This window comes from Paenibacillus harenae DSM 16969, assembly GCF_000422465.1.
GTDB classification, from domain to species: domain Bacteria; phylum Bacillota; class Bacilli; order Paenibacillales; family Paenibacillaceae; genus Pristimantibacillus; species Pristimantibacillus harenae.
The window spans coordinates 55,393-73,268 of sequence record NZ_AULV01000016.1 but is presented as its reverse complement, the minus strand read 5'-3'; the positions used below and the strand labels follow the sequence as shown (position 1 = coordinate 73,268).

Annotated in this window: 12 protein-coding genes; 1 reads left to right on the top strand and 11 read right to left on the bottom strand. The window is 48.4% G+C overall.

The features are described 5' to 3' along the window. Positions 1-214 precede the first annotated feature (214 nt). The 3 genes from H581_RS0104285 to H581_RS0104275 form a co-directional block, all read right to left on the bottom strand. Positions 215-1,786: an extracellular solute-binding protein gene (locus tag H581_RS0104285; protein ID WP_028608951.1), complete on the bottom strand. Its 1,572-nt coding sequence runs from the start codon at positions 1,784-1,786 to the stop codon at positions 215-217. Between the two features lie 357 nt (positions 1,787-2,143). Further along, positions 2,144-3,526 carry a hypothetical protein gene (locus H581_RS0104280; protein ID WP_028608950.1) on the bottom strand — a complete coding sequence of 461 codons (1,383 nt, stop codon included), beginning with the start codon at positions 3,524-3,526 and terminating at the stop codon, positions 2,144-2,146. Between the two features lie 164 nt (positions 3,527-3,690). Then, positions 3,691-4,602, bottom strand: a complete 912-nt coding sequence (locus H581_RS0104275; protein ID WP_028608949.1) for an ArsR/SmtB family transcription factor — start codon at positions 4,600-4,602, stop codon at positions 3,691-3,693. A gap of 147 nt (positions 4,603-4,749) precedes the next feature. Here H581_RS0104275 and arfA point away from each other — a divergent pair, with 147 nt between their 5' ends. Next, complete coding sequence (gene arfA, locus H581_RS0104270; protein WP_028608948.1) at positions 4,750-6,258, top strand: arabinosylfuranosidase ArfA; 1,509 nt, start codon at positions 4,750-4,752, stop codon at positions 6,256-6,258. A gap of 115 nt (positions 6,259-6,373) precedes the next feature. Here arfA and H581_RS0104265 read toward each other — a convergent pair whose 3' ends face one another. From H581_RS0104265 to H581_RS0104230, 8 genes are all read right to left on the bottom strand, one after another. Then, on the bottom strand, positions 6,374-8,020 hold the full coding sequence (locus tag H581_RS0104265; protein WP_028608947.1) for a helix-turn-helix domain-containing protein: 1,647 nt from the start codon (positions 8,018-8,020) through the stop codon (positions 6,374-6,376). A 4-nt stretch (positions 8,021-8,024) separates the two neighbouring features. Continuing rightward, positions 8,025-9,767 (bottom strand): sensor histidine kinase, encoded by a 1,743-nt coding sequence (locus H581_RS0104260; protein ID WP_028608946.1) that lies wholly within the window; start codon positions 9,765-9,767, stop codon positions 8,025-8,027. 59 nt (positions 9,768-9,826) lie between these two features. Next, positions 9,827-10,717, bottom strand: a complete 891-nt coding sequence (locus H581_RS0104255; protein WP_028608945.1) for a carbohydrate ABC transporter permease — start codon at positions 10,715-10,717, stop codon at positions 9,827-9,829. A gap of 47 nt (positions 10,718-10,764) precedes the next feature. Continuing rightward, on the bottom strand, positions 10,765-11,667 hold the full coding sequence (locus H581_RS0104250) for an ABC transporter permease (protein WP_028608944.1): 903 nt from the start codon (positions 11,665-11,667) through the stop codon (positions 10,765-10,767). A gap of 70 nt (positions 11,668-11,737) precedes the next feature. Beyond that, complete coding sequence (locus H581_RS0104245) at positions 11,738-13,420, bottom strand: extracellular solute-binding protein (RefSeq protein WP_245599919.1); 1,683 nt, start codon at positions 13,418-13,420, stop codon at positions 11,738-11,740. A gap of 259 nt (positions 13,421-13,679) precedes the next feature. After that, positions 13,680-14,423, bottom strand: coding sequence for a response regulator transcription factor (locus tag H581_RS0104240; RefSeq protein WP_028608942.1), 744 nt, complete (start codon positions 14,421-14,423; stop codon positions 13,680-13,682). After that, positions 14,401-16,164, bottom strand: a complete 1,764-nt coding sequence (locus tag H581_RS0104235) for a sensor histidine kinase (protein WP_028608941.1) — start codon at positions 16,162-16,164, stop codon at positions 14,401-14,403. Before H581_RS0104235 ends, H581_RS0104240 begins: the two co-directional genes overlap by 23 nt. A 104-nt stretch (positions 16,165-16,268) precedes the next feature. Continuing rightward, on the bottom strand, positions 16,269-17,837 hold the full coding sequence (locus H581_RS0104230) for an extracellular solute-binding protein (protein ID WP_028608940.1): 1,569 nt from the start codon (positions 17,835-17,837) through the stop codon (positions 16,269-16,271). Positions 17,838-17,876 lie beyond the last annotated feature (39 nt).

Genomic DNA, 17,876 nt, shown 5'->3' with positions numbered 1-17,876 from the left:
AAGCAGCAGGTAAACGGCTGTTTTTTATACGCTATTCGTATGCTCAGACCATTGCTTGGAGCCAATCGAACGAGGCTCGCCCTTTGATTTCATGCGCCCCTTAAACAAGTCAAGCGTCACCCTTTCTACCGCAGCGATAGCTGCGGTAGATGTCCTTTAGTTGAAATGACGCAGCTGAAAGAAGAGAGTCTCTCTTCCGCGTTTCTCTTACCACCTATTTTGTTGTCCGATATTGCTCATTGATCTCTTCAATTACTTTGCCGCCGCCGTCTTTCAACCATTTATCAATTGCAGCCTGAAAGCCCGCTTCGTCCAGGTTGCCCATCATAAATCTGTAAGTAGCATCCGTTATAATCTGCTGGAGTTGAACACCCGACTGATCTCTCGTCGGGGAGTCGAAAGCCACCGCTGGGTCGTTAATCAGAATGTTGTTATTGTCGGCCATCGAATCGTTAGTCAATTGAGCCAGCTCCGTATCCGCGTAACCGACCAACCCGTCGACTGTTTCCGGACCGCCGATTCTCAAGCTTAGTAGCGGACGAACCTCCCGATCGTTGATCGCCGCTTTCTCCGGGTCTTTAAACACCTTCGCTTGTCCGTCTACGATCTCATAATGCTCTCCCTCTATCCCGTAATTCAGTAAATTATAAATTTCCGGTTTCATCAGTTGATCGAAAAAAGCCAATACTTTCTTCAGTTCCTCTTCGCTCTTCACTGTCGATTTCGGGAATAAGACCATGTTCCCATACCCCGGAACGGACCATACGCCAACTTCTCCTCCCGGACCTTTGATCCTGTTTACAACATCCAAGACTGTTTCCGGCATCGACGCGGTCATGTCCCGCTGATACCCCGGGGCGGCGCAAATGCAGCCGACGAACATGCCGGCTTTCCCGGACTTGAACAAAGCCTCGTGATCCGGCTTGCTCGTAACCGGGAAATCGTGATTAATTAAGCCTTCGGATTGCAGCTTTCTGAAAAATTTCATCGTTTCCATGTAAGCCGGAAACATAAATTCCGGTCGAAGCTCCCCATCTTGCTCCCCCCAGTTATTCGGTGTACCGAAGTACGAACTGACGGTTTTAAATGCGCCGTACACGAGGTCGCTTCTGTCCGCCAAACCAATGGTGTCCTTCTGCTTGTCGCCGTCGGGATCTTGCTCTGTGAACGCTTTCATCATATTGTAAAGATCATCGATTGATTCCGGCCTTTTCAGACCCAATTTGTCCGCCCAATCCTTCCGGTAAATAACCCCCTGCCTGGATAAAGGCGTGGCCTGATAAATTCCGTAAATCTTACCGTCAACGGAACTGTTCTTCAATACGGCCGGATCCAGATTGCGTAAATAGGGGTATTCCTCCAGGTAAGGACCGATTTCCCAAAATTGTCCTTCGCGCAGCGACTTTTTGAAATTGTTGTATATCGCCACGTTTCCTACATAAATGGCTTGAGGCATAGTACTGGTAGCCATCGACGAAAGCACCTTTTCTTCATATGCGGCATTCGGCACCCAGTTAATTTTCAACTTTGTATTCGTTTTTTGCTCAATTAACCGTAGAACTTTATCCTCCGGAAGTTCCGGCGTGTGAAGCACGGTCATGATACTCAGTTCGAAAGGCTTATCGGGTGCAGATTGACCGCTCTCCGCCTTCGAATCTGCGTTCCCGCCTGGGTCCGCCGGTTTGGCGCCGCCCGAACAAGCCGCACTTATAACCAGCAATACAAGAGAACCTACGAGCGCGACCCGCTGCCAGCTTCTTTTACGGTCGTTACTTGTTTTCGTCATTAGTTAGTGACCTCCTGTTTCCATTGGACAATAGGATGATTGACTTACCACCCTATCGTACGCAAGGAAAGAGGAAACGCCTATAATCCGCGGATTTGTAATCCTGTATCCATTGCGGGGTTTCCATACAAATATGATGAAATGATTATGCCGGTTATATCCATAGATTCGAAGTCCTGTACCTTTGCCATATCCCCTTCCATACCTGGTCACCGCTATTTATCATGTTAAAGTCTCCACCCCGGCACGGCGAAGCTCGTCTTCGATCAATCCCTGCACCAGTGTTAGGGTAGCTGCCCGGACGGCGCGGAAATCGGCTCAGGGATCTAAGTTACTAGTGAATAGATATTTCATGCACTAGGGTGTATTATCAATATCTCCGGCATCATTAGCTTGTTTTACGAAAGCTTCAATCTGTTTGATCATTCCTTTAAATATGTCAATCTGTGTCTCAGACAGGTCGTAAGAACCAAGGTTATGGTTTCCAGATAAAACCGCTCTACATGAAACACTCTTTGCTATGCAATTATCAGGATATTTTTTTCCCCATTTCTCGTCTGAAACCTTAATGGATACATCTATCCCATAATTAATCGAAGAGATGTCAACAAGAGCAGAAGATAGCCCTTCATACAATTTTTTGAGTGTCATTACGGCATTCTTGATAGGGTTATCGAATGCTGTCATTGAAGTATTGGCCGAAGAGGTCAGGATCGTTAAATTGGCTGAGGTTTTCCCATCCCCAAAAAAATCGGCATTCAATAAGTGTCCTGCCTTGAAATGGCTGTCAGGATAGTCTTGTCTCGCCCTTACGATAGCCTTTGGTAAACTGGAATTGGCATCTGTACCCATCCCTTTTAAGCTATTAGGCCCTAACTTGGCTGTCGTTTTTTTACCGCCTGCATCTCTATGAGCACTTTCTTTTGTATAGAGTGGCCTTCGGAAATGCAGATCCATACTTTTAACCTGTACTACTTTTCGTCTTTTTGGCCGCGAATTAACCTCAGTTTCAACTTTTGTTTTTTTCTCTCTTTTACTTTCCTTTACTTCGACTTCATCCTTACCCTCATCGCTGTCCTCATCTTTGCTATCAACTTCATCCTTAACGTCATCACTGTCATCACTTTTAATGTCGTCTTTATCAATCTCGGTATCTGCTTTTCGTTTTGCTCCCCTTTTATCAGTCTTAACCGAAGCAGCATCAGAGGAAGAAGTGCTGGCTGTAATTGAACTTACGACTGTTCCGGCAGCTTTGTTATCTTCCTCTTCCGCCTTTTCTTTTGTGCCGTAGGCTCTGCCTGTATTGCTGCTCATCCAGCGATATTTTTTACCTTTTTTCCCCCATTTTTTTTTGGTTACGACTCTCTGAATAACTGCTTTAGAACCTGTGTTATCTTTAGACGAATCGTTATTAGCAACGAATTGAGCAACTGTTGGGGCATGCCTAGCATAATCGTACTCTTCGTTATTTGGATAGGAAGCAGACTTATCCTGTCGCTGAGTAACAGGGCTGCCCGTTGTTGAGTGCAGCAGCTGCCCGACAGCCTGATTCCCAACTGAATTCTGAAGACGAAGCATGTCAACCGGACTCAAAACTTGTGGGCCTTTCTTGGCGCGTTGAATAATAGAACCATCATTAGACAAGTAGTTTAGTGTCACATTGTTATACGTCTCTTGCTGAGATAACCGTGGTGAATCACTGAGATTCTGTTGCCGTTCGTTCTGACCTTCTTTACCCATGAATCGTTCCTCCCAATCATATGTATTATATTACCATGAAACGAAATGGAATCTATAATTTTGAATGCGTTATCTTTTTTGACCATCATCATCAAAATTGGTCGTCACAGAGAAACGCAACCTTGGACAGGTTGCGTTGGATGATCGTCCTATTGCAGTACGAATCAGGAGAGATGCTCATAATAGTACCGGATTAAGATATCCTGATTATAATTGCCGAAGCCTTTGCCAAAAAGCGTCAACCCTCCTCTCCCGAAAGCGGCATCCTCGGGGCTTATGCTGAACGTCCAGTAGGGCGTATCCAGTTGCAATTCGTTAAGGTTTATATCTGAAATTCGCTGGCCGTCGATAAAGGTTCCTTTTTCGTTGATGCGCAGCACCTTCAATACGCCATATTGATTGACGTCCGAATGCCACCACTCCGGAGTCAATCTCCCTTTTTGTTCGCCGAAATCCCCTGGACTCGTCCAAATCCCCAGCTTCTTATGGTTTAGCGAAAAACAAATGTCCGATGGCCAGTTTTCATTCACTTGAGGCGCTTCCGAGCTAATTTCCATTGAGATCTCGATTTCTTTCAACTGATGATCCTTACGCAAGTAGTTAGGCACTTTATATTCGACAAAACCGCGGGCAAACCAAAGAATGCCGGCATTCACCCTTTCCGGGTCCATGAAGCAGGCCGGATGATCGAACTGGCCGATCATTTTCGTCGTCGTGGCGATGCCGCAGGTGGGCCATGCCTCATAATCCGTATAATGGCCGACCGGCACGGATATCTCTTGGCAGGTCGTCGCGGTTTCGAAAATAGGCGAGAGCTTAATTTGCATATACTCTTGCTTGACATGACAATATTTGTAGGTGCCTCCGTTCACCCGCCTCATGTGGCTTCCTACGATTCCCGCCTGCTCCAGCTTGTTCACATGGCTGCTTACGATCGCGTTGCTAAGGAAAAGCTCAGCCGCGAGCTCTTTAATAGACATCTCCTTCCGGTACAGCAAGTCGATGATTTTCAAACGCGCCTCGCTTGCTAATGCTTCATATACTTTAAGCGAAACCGAATCCGTCGTTAATAACATAGCGCCACCCTTTAACTCTATTAGAATTAATAATTTTACGAATCCTAAAATATTTTCTTGTTACTATATTCATATTATGATACAAATTAAATAAGATATCAACTTTATGAATTCGCTTTAGACTAAATTCTAATACTATGGAGGGTTATGCTAATGCTAAAGTCCAATATGCTCATTGACAAAAATTTCGCCATTTCCGCCGTCGATCCCCGGCTTTACGGATCCTTTATCGAACACTTGGGCCGAGCCGTGTACGGCGGTATTTACGAACCGGGGCATCCAACGGCCGACGAGAACGGCTTCAGGCAGGATTCCATCGAGGCGATCAAAGCGCTGAACGTTCCCATCATCCGTTATCCGGGCGGAAACTTCGTATCGGGCTACAATTGGGAAGACGGCGTAGGCCCGCTATCGGAGCGAAAACGTCAATTGGAGCTCGCTTGGTGGACGACGGAGACGAACGCGGTAGGCACGAATGAATTCGCGGATTGGGCCAAGCTTGCCGGCACGGAAGTGATGATGGCCGTCAATCTGGGAACGCGGGGAATCGACGCGGCAAGAAATCTGGTGGAATACTGCAACCACCCTTCCGGGTCCTACTGGAGCGACTTGCGCATTGCTCACGGCTACAAAGAGCCTCATCGTTTCAAAACATGGTGCCTCGGGAACGAGATGGACGGTCCATGGCAGATTGGCGCAAAAACGGCGGTAGAATACGGACGGCTGGCAAACGAAACGGCCAAAGCCATGAAATGGGTCGATCCGTCGATCGAACTCGTTGCTTGCGGCAGCTCCGGCAGCGGCATGGACACTTTCGCCGAGTGGGAAGCAACCGTGCTGGATTTATCTTACGAGAATGTTGACTATTTATCCCTGCACACCTACTACAATAACAACAATAACGATACGCCTAATTTCCTGGCCAAATCGCTGGATCTGGACCAATTCATCCATAGCGTGGCTTCGATTTGCGATTATGTGAAGGCGAAGAAGCGCAGCAAGAAGACGCTGATGCTTTCGCTTGACGAATGGAATGTATGGAACTCCATCGGATCCAGCCGCGCAGAGGAACGTTGGCAGATCGCTCCTCCGGAATTCGAGGACGTGTATACGCACGAAGACGCGCTGGCTGTCGGCTGCTTCCTTATAACGCTGCTCAAGCATGCCGACCGCGTGAAGATGGCCTGCATCGCTCAATTGATTAACGTAATCGCGCCGATCATGACCGAAACGAACGGATCGCTTTGGCTGCAAACGACTTATTATCCATTCCTGCACGCGTCGAATTACGGCAGAGGTACCGTGCTTCAATCCATTATATCTTCGGACAAATACGATTCGAAGGACTTCACGGACGTTCCTTATCTGGATGCGGTCAGCGTGTATAACGAGGAGCAGGGCCAAGTTACGATCTTTGCGGTCAACCGTCATCTTGAAGATAAAATGGAGCTCAGCTTGGATGTCCGGTCGTTCGGCGATGCCCGGGTAATTGAGCATATCGTGCTGGAGAGCGACGATCTGAAAGCCGTCAATACAAAATCGAATCCGCGCAACGTCGTTCCCCATTCCGGAGGCCAATCTGCCGTTGATAACGGAAACGTCCAAGCGATACTGAACAAAGCTTCGTGGAACGTCATTCGTCTGCAAATCAAATAAGGTATGGTTACCCAAACAGGGACTCTTCATTCGAAGCGTCCCTGTTTGGGTTTAGCGAGTCCATTTTTTATACACGAGACAGCCTAGCCTCCTGTTCTATTAATGCACAAGCGAGTCATTGAGCGGATTCCCTCGCGAAGTCCCGATACTCCTGAGGGGACATCCCGGTTGCTTTCTTGAAGAAACGAGTGAAGGATTGCGGCGAATCATAGCCGACCCGAGTCCCGATCTCCTGGATCTTCAGATCTTCTGATGCAAACAGCTCCTTCGCTTTCCTGATTCTTGCGTCTTCAATGTATTCCGATACGTTCAAACCTTTCTCTTGTTTAAAAAGGCGGGATAGATAAGACGGGTTGAAATGAACGTACTTAGCCAACCGAACAAGCGAAAGCTCTTCAGAGATATGCTTTTCAATATAATGGCAGACTGCTGCCATGGCTTCAGCAGCCCTGCTGTTCTCGACATTTCGTCTAAGCGTGAATAACAGCTCTGCTGTCCTGGAGAGGTAAACAAAGCCTTCCTGCCACGAGCAATGCGCATCAAAGCGCAGCAATGCCGCTGTCGGAACTTGTTCGTGAAGCTGTCTGCGGTTAATGTAGGATATAAGCACCAAGGCCAAAGAATAATATAACTCCGCAGCTTGGGCACCTTCCGCCAGCCGTCCGGTGTCGATGGGCATAAAAAGCTCTTGCAGGAGTTCCATGAAAGCGTCCTTCCGCCCGCCTTCCAAATGACCGGCAAGCTGTTCGAACTTCTCGCTGCGCACTCGCTCGTTCGTCTGCCCGGCCGGATCGTTCCCTTCGATTTGTACGGTCATCACCATGTTTGCGCCGTCACCAGCCCGGTTGTACTGCAATTGCCTGATTCTGTCATAGGTATCTGGTAAAGTTTCCCAGTGGACAAGCGTCCTGCAGACGGTAAAAGACGATTCTAATTGGAGGGAGTCGCAGCAGACGGCTTGGATATGCTCTAATGTACCTTCAAGAAACCGCATGATTTTTTCATACGTCCGGGCCGATTCGACCGGCGGAGTACAGTCTTCCGGTTGAATCAACCAAAGCAGGTCGCCATATCTGTCAATCAGCCCTACGGATCTTGTTTTTTCTCTGAAATAGCCGTCACCAAGAAGCTTGACGGCTAACGCCGCTTCCTGCCTCTCGGTAAACGATGGCAGTGACCTTGTCCGAATCAAACTGCCTAGAACCATCAGGACCGGATTGTGAGGATCGAGCAAAATATTCAGCTTCCGGAAGTCTTCCGCTCTAGCTGTCGACATGCTTCCTTCGGTACCGAACAGCAAATGACGGAAATAATCGCCATGCGCCAGTGTCTCCAGCGTGTTGCGCTGCTCCGTCGCCCGCTGCAGAAGATGATCCCTCCGCAACTCTCCGTCCAGCTCCCGTAAAACTTCACGCACCTCTGCAATCACTTTGGCATTGCCTTCCGTCTTCAGCAAATATCGCACGCCATATGCCTGAATCGCCTTGTAAATGGATTCAAAATCATTATAGCCCGTCAAGAAAATGATCCGGCATCTCGGCCAGTTCCGGCGAATGATCTCCATCAGCTCTAATCCGCCGATTTCAGGCATTCGTATATCTGAGAGAACAATGTCGATTCTGTTGTCATTTAGCCAATCCAGTGCTTCGCTCCCGGAATAAGCTTTGTGAATATCCAGCCCCGGTATGCCCAGACCGCTCAGAATTTCAGCTAATCCATCCGTTATAATCTCTTCGTCGTCCACAACGAGCAGTTTATACAATTGGTTAACCCTCCCTCAGCGGTACTCGGATCGTTACCCGGATTCCTCCAAGCTCCCCTCGAGATAAGTGCAGGCCGCTCCCCTCGCCGAAAGTGATGACAAGCCGGCGATGGATATTCACCATTCCTGTCGTTTCAGAATTGTCATCCTGATGTACAATTGCAAGGGAAATTCGCTCAAGCTCCTCGTTGCTCAAGCTGTTCCCGTTATCTTCCACGATAATGCATGCCCAATTTAAGATGCGTTCAAATTGAACCGAAATGAAGCCGTTTCGCGCCATTTTTTCGAGACTATGTTCGAACGCGTTCTCAATAATGGGTTGCACGATAAGCCGAGGAACCAGTATCTCCTCAAACGCTGAAGGCAAATCGTCGAACCGGACCTGAATTCGTCGTGAAAACCGCAGCTTCTGAATTTCGGTATACATCCTTGCATGATGAATCTCTTGCTTCAACGTCACCTCATCCGATGCATTACGGGTCACAAATTGGAAGTACTCGCCTAGTTGAACCGAAAACTGCTCGATCCGCTCATTGTCTCCCATCTTGGCCATCGTGTTGATGATAAAAAAGCTGTTATACAGAAAGTGCGGATTAATCTGCGATTGAAGCTGCTTCAATTCCGACCGCTGCGCCAAAATTTTCTGTTTGTACACTTGATCGATAAGCGTCCGCAAATTGGCCACCATCTGATTGAAACGAGCATAGATATAACGAAACTCATCGTTTGAATCATGCGCGATGGCTAGCTCAAGATCACCGCTTTCCAGACGGCGGAATCCTTTGACCAGCTTAAGCAGAGGTTTGTGGATAAACTTGTATGTCGATAAGGCATAAACCATAATGATGATGAGCGTGACAAACGCGAAAAGCCAAGCCCAAATATAAAACTTGTCCAGCGGCCTTCTTACGATTTGCTCCGGGATAAACCGGTAAATGGACATGACCAGTTGACTGGAGTAAGCATGGGAAACGAAATAGGAGCGGCCTTCAAGCTCAAGCGATTCGGAATTGCCGTCAGCTATCTTCGAGAGATCATTCTTAAGCTCTTCCACGTCCTTTGTCCGATCGACTCCTTGTCCGCTTTCGAGAACTAATCCGGCATGGCCGGTAATAAGGACGGCAGAGCTATCCGGATACACATTAAATTGCTGCAGCGCTTCCTGGAGCTTCAGATTATCAAGCCCGATTTCAACGATGAAGAGCGGCTCTCTTTCCATCGTTCCGGCAGGCTTGGCTGCTATAAGGAGAAGATGACCCTCCCATTCCGTCAATTGGGTTTGCTTACCTAACAGTACACGCATAGCCTCGTAACGCTTTTCGTCAAAATCTCTAACGCCGTAAATGGCCGAAATGGTTTTGCCGACCGCCCGAATATGAACGTTGACATCCAAAATATAGTCACTGCTGTTCTGCATTGTAATGGCACGTCCCAGAACCGAATTGATGCTTTCCATCCGTTCAATGTCGCCCATCGATTCCCAAATGATAGCAAGATTGTTCAAATCGGTGTCTTCCACAAAGCCGTACTGAAGGAGCTTCATTCGCTCAATTTCATTCTCCAGATCGTTCAGATAGAACGAGATTTGGGAGACGGCCGTCTTCGAGATGTCTTCGCTCGCGGTTCGGATGCTCCAGTGATAAATATAAATGCCGAGCAGCGCGACAGGCACCATGATCAGCAGAAAGGTGACGATCAACCGGATGAAGATCGTATTTCGTAATGAGAATTCGGGACGTCTAACCAAAACAGTTTCCCCCTGATCTTTTCCTCTAGAATACACCGCCTTCCCCGGTACTTGCTGCGCTATCCTTTTACGCTTCCAAGCACGATTCCCTTGACAAAGTATTTTTGCAAGAACGGATAAGCGGCGATAATAGGGAGTGAGCCAAGAAAAATTTGTGACGCTTTTAATGTTCTATCCGAGATCAGAGCCAAATTCAACAGTTCATCACGCGACATCGATCCGAAGTTCATCTGGATGACGATCGTTTGTATATAGCTCTGCAACGGATAATGAACAGGATTCCCCATCAATATGAGGCCGTCGAACCAACTGTTCCAGTGCTCCACCATCGAGAACAGCGCAAGCGTTGCGATCGCCGGCTTGGATATCGGCACATAAATACGCCATAGGGTCGTCCATTGCCCTGCTCCGTCGATAATGGCGGATTCCTCCAGCTCTTTGGGTACTTCACGGAAAAAATTAAGCAGCAGCACGATGCTGAACACCGGAACCGCACCAGGTAATACCAGCGCCCAGATGGAATCGAGCAATCCAAGCTGCTTAATCGTCACGTACCAAGGGATAAGGCCGCCGTTGAACAGCATCGTCACGAAGAAAATCCAGGCATATACGAGTCGGAAACGGAAATGCTGCGTCTCCTTGGACAACGGGTAGGCAACCAGAATCGTAAGCAAAAGATTCAGCGGGGTACCAATTGCGATCCGCTCCAGGGAGATCACCATTGATCGCCAGAAGCCTTCCCTCCCTGCCGTAAAATCGTACGACGCCAGCGTAAAGTCCACGGGCCACAGCTTTACGTAGCCTGCGGATGCAGCGGCGCTGGAGCTGAATGATAAGGCGATAATATGGAGGAGCGGCAGCACGCACAGAACGGCAACCACAATCAGGAAAGTAGCGTTAACGACGACGAACCAGTCGAAACGTTTGCCGGTTCCTGGCGAGCGGTACATGACAGTAGATGCCGATTTGGTAGAGTTACCTGACATGTTGGAACCTCCTAAAATATTCTGTATTTGGCAAATCGGTAGGCGAGGAAATATGAGCCCGATATCAGGACGAGAGATACGATTGATTTAAAGAAGCCGACCGCCGTAGCTACGCCGTATTGTGCATCTAGAAGTCCTATCCGGTACACAAACGTATCGAGAATATCGCCGCTCTCATACACCTGAGGGCTGTAGAGATTGAACACCTGATCGAATCCCGCATTCAACAGCTGACCGAGACTGAGCACCGACAACAGCACGATGACCATTCGCATGCCGGGCAGCGTAATATGCCAGGCCTTCTTCCATCGATTCGCGCCATCGATCGTTGCCGCTTCATAAAGGCCCGGGTCGATGCCGGTAATTGCCGCCAAATATACAATAGTGCCGTAACCGAAGCTTTTCCAAATATCCGAGACGATCAGAGTAGCCGGAAACCACTTGTTGTCCCCCAAAAAAAAGACGGGTTCGATGGAAAAAGACTTCAGCAATGCGTTAACAATGCCGCCCGAGGGGGACAACAGATCGATCAGAATACCGCCAAGCACAACCCATGACAAAAAATAAGGAAGATAAATCGTCGTTTGGATCGACCTCTTAATGGTCTCATTCTTCAGCTCATTTAGCAGAATCGCGAAGATGATCGGTACAAGCAGGCCGAGCACAAGCTTAAAACTCGAAATGTAAAGCGTATTCCAGAGCACTTGCCCAAAGCTTGGCAGCTCCAATACATAGCTGAAATTATCCCATCCTACCCATTTTTGCTGCCCGAACAGCCCCTTTGCGGGAATGAATTTTTGGAAAGCAATCGTGATTCCGGCCATCGGGATGTAGGAAAAGACCGCGATTAACAATAAAGCCGGTAATATCATCAAGTGAAAAGGAAGCTCTCTCCATGTCCTTGCGCTCCTCATCGTAATCTCCTCCGATGCTTGGGCAAAATGAAGGGGAGAGCCACCAAGATGCACCTCCCCCTGTCCGCCTCTACTTATTGGATGCGTACCAATCGTTTACTTCCTGCGTGATTTGATCGCCGCCGAGCTTCTTCCAATCCGTGACGAACTTATCAAACTCCTCAATCGGCTGGCCCAGGATGATCTTGATAAACACCTCGTTTTGCATCTTCTCCAGCGTCGATTTGCGCTCCACCATCGTTGGCGTAGGCGCGCTCACGAATTTGTCAAGGAGAAACTGGTTGTTTTTATCGTATTGATCGGTGATGCCCATCGAGCCTTCAGGACCGTAAATACGTTCCCAACCCCATACTGCAAAGCCTTCTTCAGAGCCTGAAGTATAGAGATCAATCTTTTCCTGAATCGTCTTGGCTTCGCCCTTAAGCGTCGACATGTCGCCCGCTTTGCGAGCCGCGTCAATCTGACGGAACGCCTCAAGATTTTTCTTAGGCGGAGCTGGGGTTACCGGAGATAGTTGCCATACGCTTTCGGCTTCCTTTGGAGCATAATATTTATCGAACTCAGCCGTATCACCCCAGTTTTTCTCCAGGTGCATATTGAAAAGCTTGATTACCGCTTCCGGATGCTCTGTTCCTTTCCTGACCGCGATAAATTTCGTAGTGCTGAACTTCTGCGGCACCTTCGGCGTTTCGCCATTCTCCGATACGATTGGAAACGCCCGCCATGACGCATTTTTGTCGTTATCTTTGCTCAGCTGGAGAGGCCAGATGGAGTTCCATTGTTCGCCATATTCCATTCCGATGTTGCTTGATGCAATCTGCTCTGCAACCTTGCCACCGTCTTTGGTTCCAAATTCTTTGTCTATCTGCCCTTGTTTCACCATATCCTGAATCACCTGCAGAGCCTTTTTCACCTCAGGCTGGATGCTGCCAAACTCAAGCTGGCCGGATTCATTCTCAATCCAAATATTCGGGTATGCCTTGTAGCCGGCCATGAATCCTTCCAGCCCCATGGCTCCGCCCCAGAGTCCTTTAGTCATACCAAGGCCGTACGTATCCTTCTGTCCGTTACCGTCCGGATCGTCCTCTGTAAACGCTTTCGAAATCGAGAGCACGTCCGACATCGTCTTCGGAGGCTGGAGTCCAAGCTTATCCAACCAATCTGTGCGAATCCAAATGAACATGGAGCGTTCGATTGACGGATCCACCTGCGGGATGGCCATCAGCTTGCCGTTGAAAGTCGCGGCGTCGAAAGGGCTTTTCCCTTCCTGAGACAAAACGTCCTTCGTAAGCGGGGACGCGTATTTCTCGTATAGCTCGGTCATGTCTTCGATCTGGTCCGATTCCGCAAGCTGTTTCAGCTGAATGGCGTTAACCGGGATCATGTCGGGCAGATCCCCGGATGCGAGTGTGACATTCATCTTTTGTAAGTATTGATCAGAGTTATCCGAGCCTTTGACGACCCAATTATATTTAATCTTGATGCCGAGCTGCTCCTCGTACACTCGGGACCATCTGTTGTCTTCCAGCGTTTCGTCCTTCAGAACGCCTAGCACATTGTTCTCGACGACATCGCTCAGGCTTCGAACGGTCGTCACTTCAATTGGCGGATCATACTTTCCCAGCGGTTCCGCGACCCCGCTGTTTCCAACCGTCACTCCTTCGTTTGTGTCAGACGAATTTGTCTTTGCAGGCTCCTTGTTGTTACCTCCGTCATTGCCACTGCAAGCCGAAAGCAGCATGACGGCTGCCATCGCCACCGTCACTCCCTTGGCATAATACTTCTGTCGTTTCTTTTCGTTCACTTCCCTTTCCCCCATTCTTTTTTGGTAACTATGCAGAATGTATGAATGTATTGTGTACGCTTTCATTATATATACCCCGTAATATTCTTAACAATTTTCATCTTTTTACTTTGTTAACCCGGATTTACTTCATGCATACGCTTCCCGGATTTCATGTCGTTAGTTATCCGTATTCATCCGGTCTATCTTAGAAAAGCAGGCTCAACCGTCAATCATCGTTCCCTTCCGCAGTATCCGCGGCACCGACGATTCCCTTGTAGTATCCAGGCGTCATGCCCGTGTATTTCTTAAATACTTTTGTAAAATAATGCTTGTCCTCGTAGCCAACCTGCTGCCCGATCTGGTTAACAGGCAGATGCTGCTCAATCTCCAGCAGCTTCTTCGCCTCGCGGATCCGTAATTCATGCAAATAATTGACAAAATTCATGCCCGTTTCTTTTTTAAATAGACTGCTTATATAATTCGGATGAAGGCTCACGAGCTCGGCAAGCTTATCCAGTGAAATATCCTCCATGTAGTGCCTTTCCAAGTATAAAAGAATTTTTGCGGCATGCTGCGGATATTCGGAATCAACCGTAGTATTGGGCAGCTCGTCTCTGATCTGTTTCAGCAAAACGGCTATTTCATCTCTGTCAATCGGCTTCAGCAAATAGTCGATGACGCCGCATCGCAGGGCCCTGCGAACAAATTCGAATTCGTCGTAGCCCGTCAGAATAATGAAACGGTCGCATAGCCCGTTCTGCCTGGCTTCCTCAATCAGCTCGAAGCCGTTTTGCTCTGGCATCTGGAGATCCGTAACCGTTACGTCTGGCATGAACGTCTTCATCTTCTCGATCGCTTCTTTCGCGTGTCCGGCTGACAGCACCTCCGTGCAGGCCGGGGCGGCCTCCTTGACGACTTTAACCAGTCCGCCCAGAATCAACGGCTCGTCATCCACGATCAGAATCTTCATCTGTATTCACCATCCTTCCAGTCAGGAATAAAGTCAGTATCGTTCCCTTGCCGGGCTCGCTTTCAATTTCGAGCCGCGATGCTCCGCCATAGAACGATTTGACCCTTGCGGCGACGTTGCTCAATCCCCAGCCTCTTTCTCCCTCCTGCGGCATGCCGGCTTCGCTATTGTTCAGCCTTTGGCGAATTTTTCGTAAGTTCTCAGGCAAGATTCCCGATCCGTTGTCGGATATCACGATACGTGCCTCTTCCTCCGTTTCGCAGGCTTCCACTCTGATATGAACGGGACGCAGAACGTTCGAGATGCCGTGCACGATGCAGTTCTCGATGAGCGGCTGCAAAATAAATTTGGGACAAGCGAAGCGTTTGGCGTTGACCGCGACCGCGATTTCGTAAGTCAATCGTTCTTGTAAACGCATTTTATGAATATCCAGATAAAATCGGATGATCTCTATTTCTTTGTCCAGCATCGTCATATCCTTTCCGGTGGAAAGGCTGTATCGCATCAGCTTGCCGAACCAGAACGCAATATCGGCAACTTCTTTGTCATTGTTCGTTTCGGCGAGCATTCGGATCGTTTCCAGCGTGTTGTACAAAAAGTGCGGCTTAATCTGCGCTTGCAGCACTCTGTATGCGGCCTCTTTATTTCGCAGCTCCGCGCGATGAACGTTATTGATCAGCTCATCCATTCGCCCAATCATGTTGTTATAGGCAGTGATCAGAAATCCGATCTCGTCCTGTTTCCCCGGCTTTTCCATTTCGACGATCATCTGCTTCATATTGTCGTCGTCAATAGAGCGCATATGCCTTGCAAGCCGAAGAATGCGCTTGGCGATAATCGACGAGAGTGCGTAATAGAATAGTGATAAAACCGTCAGCAACGCGATAATCGCGGCCACGATAATGATTTCCTTTTCTTTGATCCCGTGAAACACGTCGCGGATCTGTCCGACAATCACGATGCGGGCACCCAGGTCCTCCAGGTACATTTGGTTGATAATGGTTTTTCGATTAATGAAATAGGCGTTCTGCTGGTCCGAGTCCACCCGTTTAATCATCTTTTGAACTTTCTCCGGCAGCTCTCCGCCGGCGTGCAGCGGCTCTCCCGAATCGTTAAGCAGGTATGCTTTCCAATCTCGTTCCACACCGGCCGCTTGATAAAATTTCCCTAGCAGCTCGTCGCCGGCGTGAATCTGAAGGATGCCGATCCTTTCCGTGATCAACGTGTTGTATAGGCTTTGCAAATAAACGAGCTCGGGCTGACTCCCATTCGGGTGGAGAATCGTCCATTTGCCGCTCCCCGGCTTCAGTGACAGGGCAATCGCCTTCTTCTCCGGGTCCATACCGGACACATCGATAAATTGCTCGGTAATAGGAAGTACCTGCTCTTTCATTTTGTAGATCATCAAAGAATCGATCTCCGGATTAGCAAAGAGCGACTGGGTGAATACGGGGCTGATATAGCGAATATAGGCATAAATGCTATCCAGATCGGAAAGGTATTTACCGTCCAAATAATCGGTTACATAAGGATTATATTGCAATACCCGATACACCGATGCGATTCGGTTCAGATCCCCCTTCATATTGGCGTATGCCTGCTCTAAAATTTTTTGCCGGCTTTCAACGAATTGTTGCGTCAAATTTCCGTATATTAACAAGTACATGTAGCTTCCCAGGGCGATAACCGGAATAAGAATCAGAATGACATACCCCATTATCATCTTGCGCGCGATGCTCATGATACTGGATCTCCTCCTGCTGACGGTATGGTGTCGGTTTCCATCACGTGCAAGTAAAAAACGGGTAGAGGCGTCAATGCGCCCCTACCAGCAAATTTCGATATTCACTTTAGCAAGTCCTTTTTCTCCTGATACGTTTGGTTCGCCCAGTCTGTCAACTTTTGTAGCCCGATATTCTCGGCATTTTTTACCAAGGCTTCATAGTTTTGCACGGCTTCCTCCTCGGTTTTCGCCAAATAAATTTTGACCTTCTCGTTCCTGATCATATCGTCGATCTTTGTCTTGATCGTTTTCTCCGAAGAATCCGGCTTCGTTTGGATCATACCGACAGCTGGTTTGGAGGTTCTGATATCTTTTAGCTCCATCAATGCCTGAGTCGTTTGCGTACCTGGTTTATATCCCAGCATCCCCTCGGTGATGCCATCGTTGTAGAGGTACCACCACTTGATTCCGTTGCTGTTGACGAAATCAGCGTCGGAAGGATCGTATTTTAGGTTTGGATAACCTTCCTCATTCCAGGTCCAATGCTCGCCTTCAACCCCGAACATCGTCAATTTTTTGCCCTCTTCGCTGGCTAGGTACTGCAAAAATTGGATAGATTTCTCTGGATTTTTGTTGTCTTTGGTAATGAAGGTTCCGGCGAAGCCAAGCCCCGTGCCTACGACCTTCGCATCTTTCGATAATGCCGAAGGCAGCATTTTGAAGGAGAAATCGCCTCCGTCGTTTTTAATGGCGATGTTGTCCTTGTCCGCCGTGCTTACCGTTTGACTGTGGGCGAACGCTTTGCCGCTCGTCGCATATTGATCGTCGATCAAGTCATTGGCATGAGCGAAGTTCTCGGCTTGTATATAGCCGTTGCGATAAAGGCTGTTCATGAATTTGAAGAAATCCAGCATTTTGGGATGCTTGAGATAATATTCGATCTTTCCGTCCTGTTCGTACCAATTCTCAAAGTAAGCATCGATGCCAAACTGAATGATAAAGTATTGTTCGATCCAGTTTTTGTCCATCGCGAGCGGTACCATATCGGGATACTTCTCCTTGACCATGGCCAAAACATTCGTGAAATCCTCCAACGAGGCGATCGTCGGATTTCCAAGCTCCTTCAGGATGTCTTCCCTTACGGCAATGCCGGGGTTGCCGTCGCTGCCGACCGCGTATTTGTTCTGCTCCGATTCCGCTTGCGTGGCGAAAGAGTTCCGCACCGTGTAGAAATTACCGTCATCCATCGTGTGAATTCCGATTCTCGTGTCGTCGATTTTAAAGTCCGGCGCGTACTTTTCGATTAATTCATTCCAGGGATACGACAATTTGGAATCGGACAGGCGATCAATTTGGGCATAAGTAAAAATGAGATCCGGCAAATCGCCGGAAGCAATCATCAATGGAAGCTGCTTGTCATCCGTCGCGACCGTCACGTTTAATTTAACTCCCGTCATTTCGGTGATTTTTTCCGCTACCGGACCTTTCCATTCCCGGACCGGATACCATGGCATGTCGATAAATAACGACAGCTCTTCGATTTCTCCACCCTTCGCCGATCCGCCGCCGGAGTCGGACGCTTGCGGATTACCGCTGTTCGCGCCGTTGCCGCTGCATGCCGACAGCAATGACAATAATAGAATAACCGCTACAGATGTCGTCAGAGTCTTTTTAAACTTGCCTTGATTCAAAACAACCCCTCCTATGATTTGTATTATATATTAAAGCAA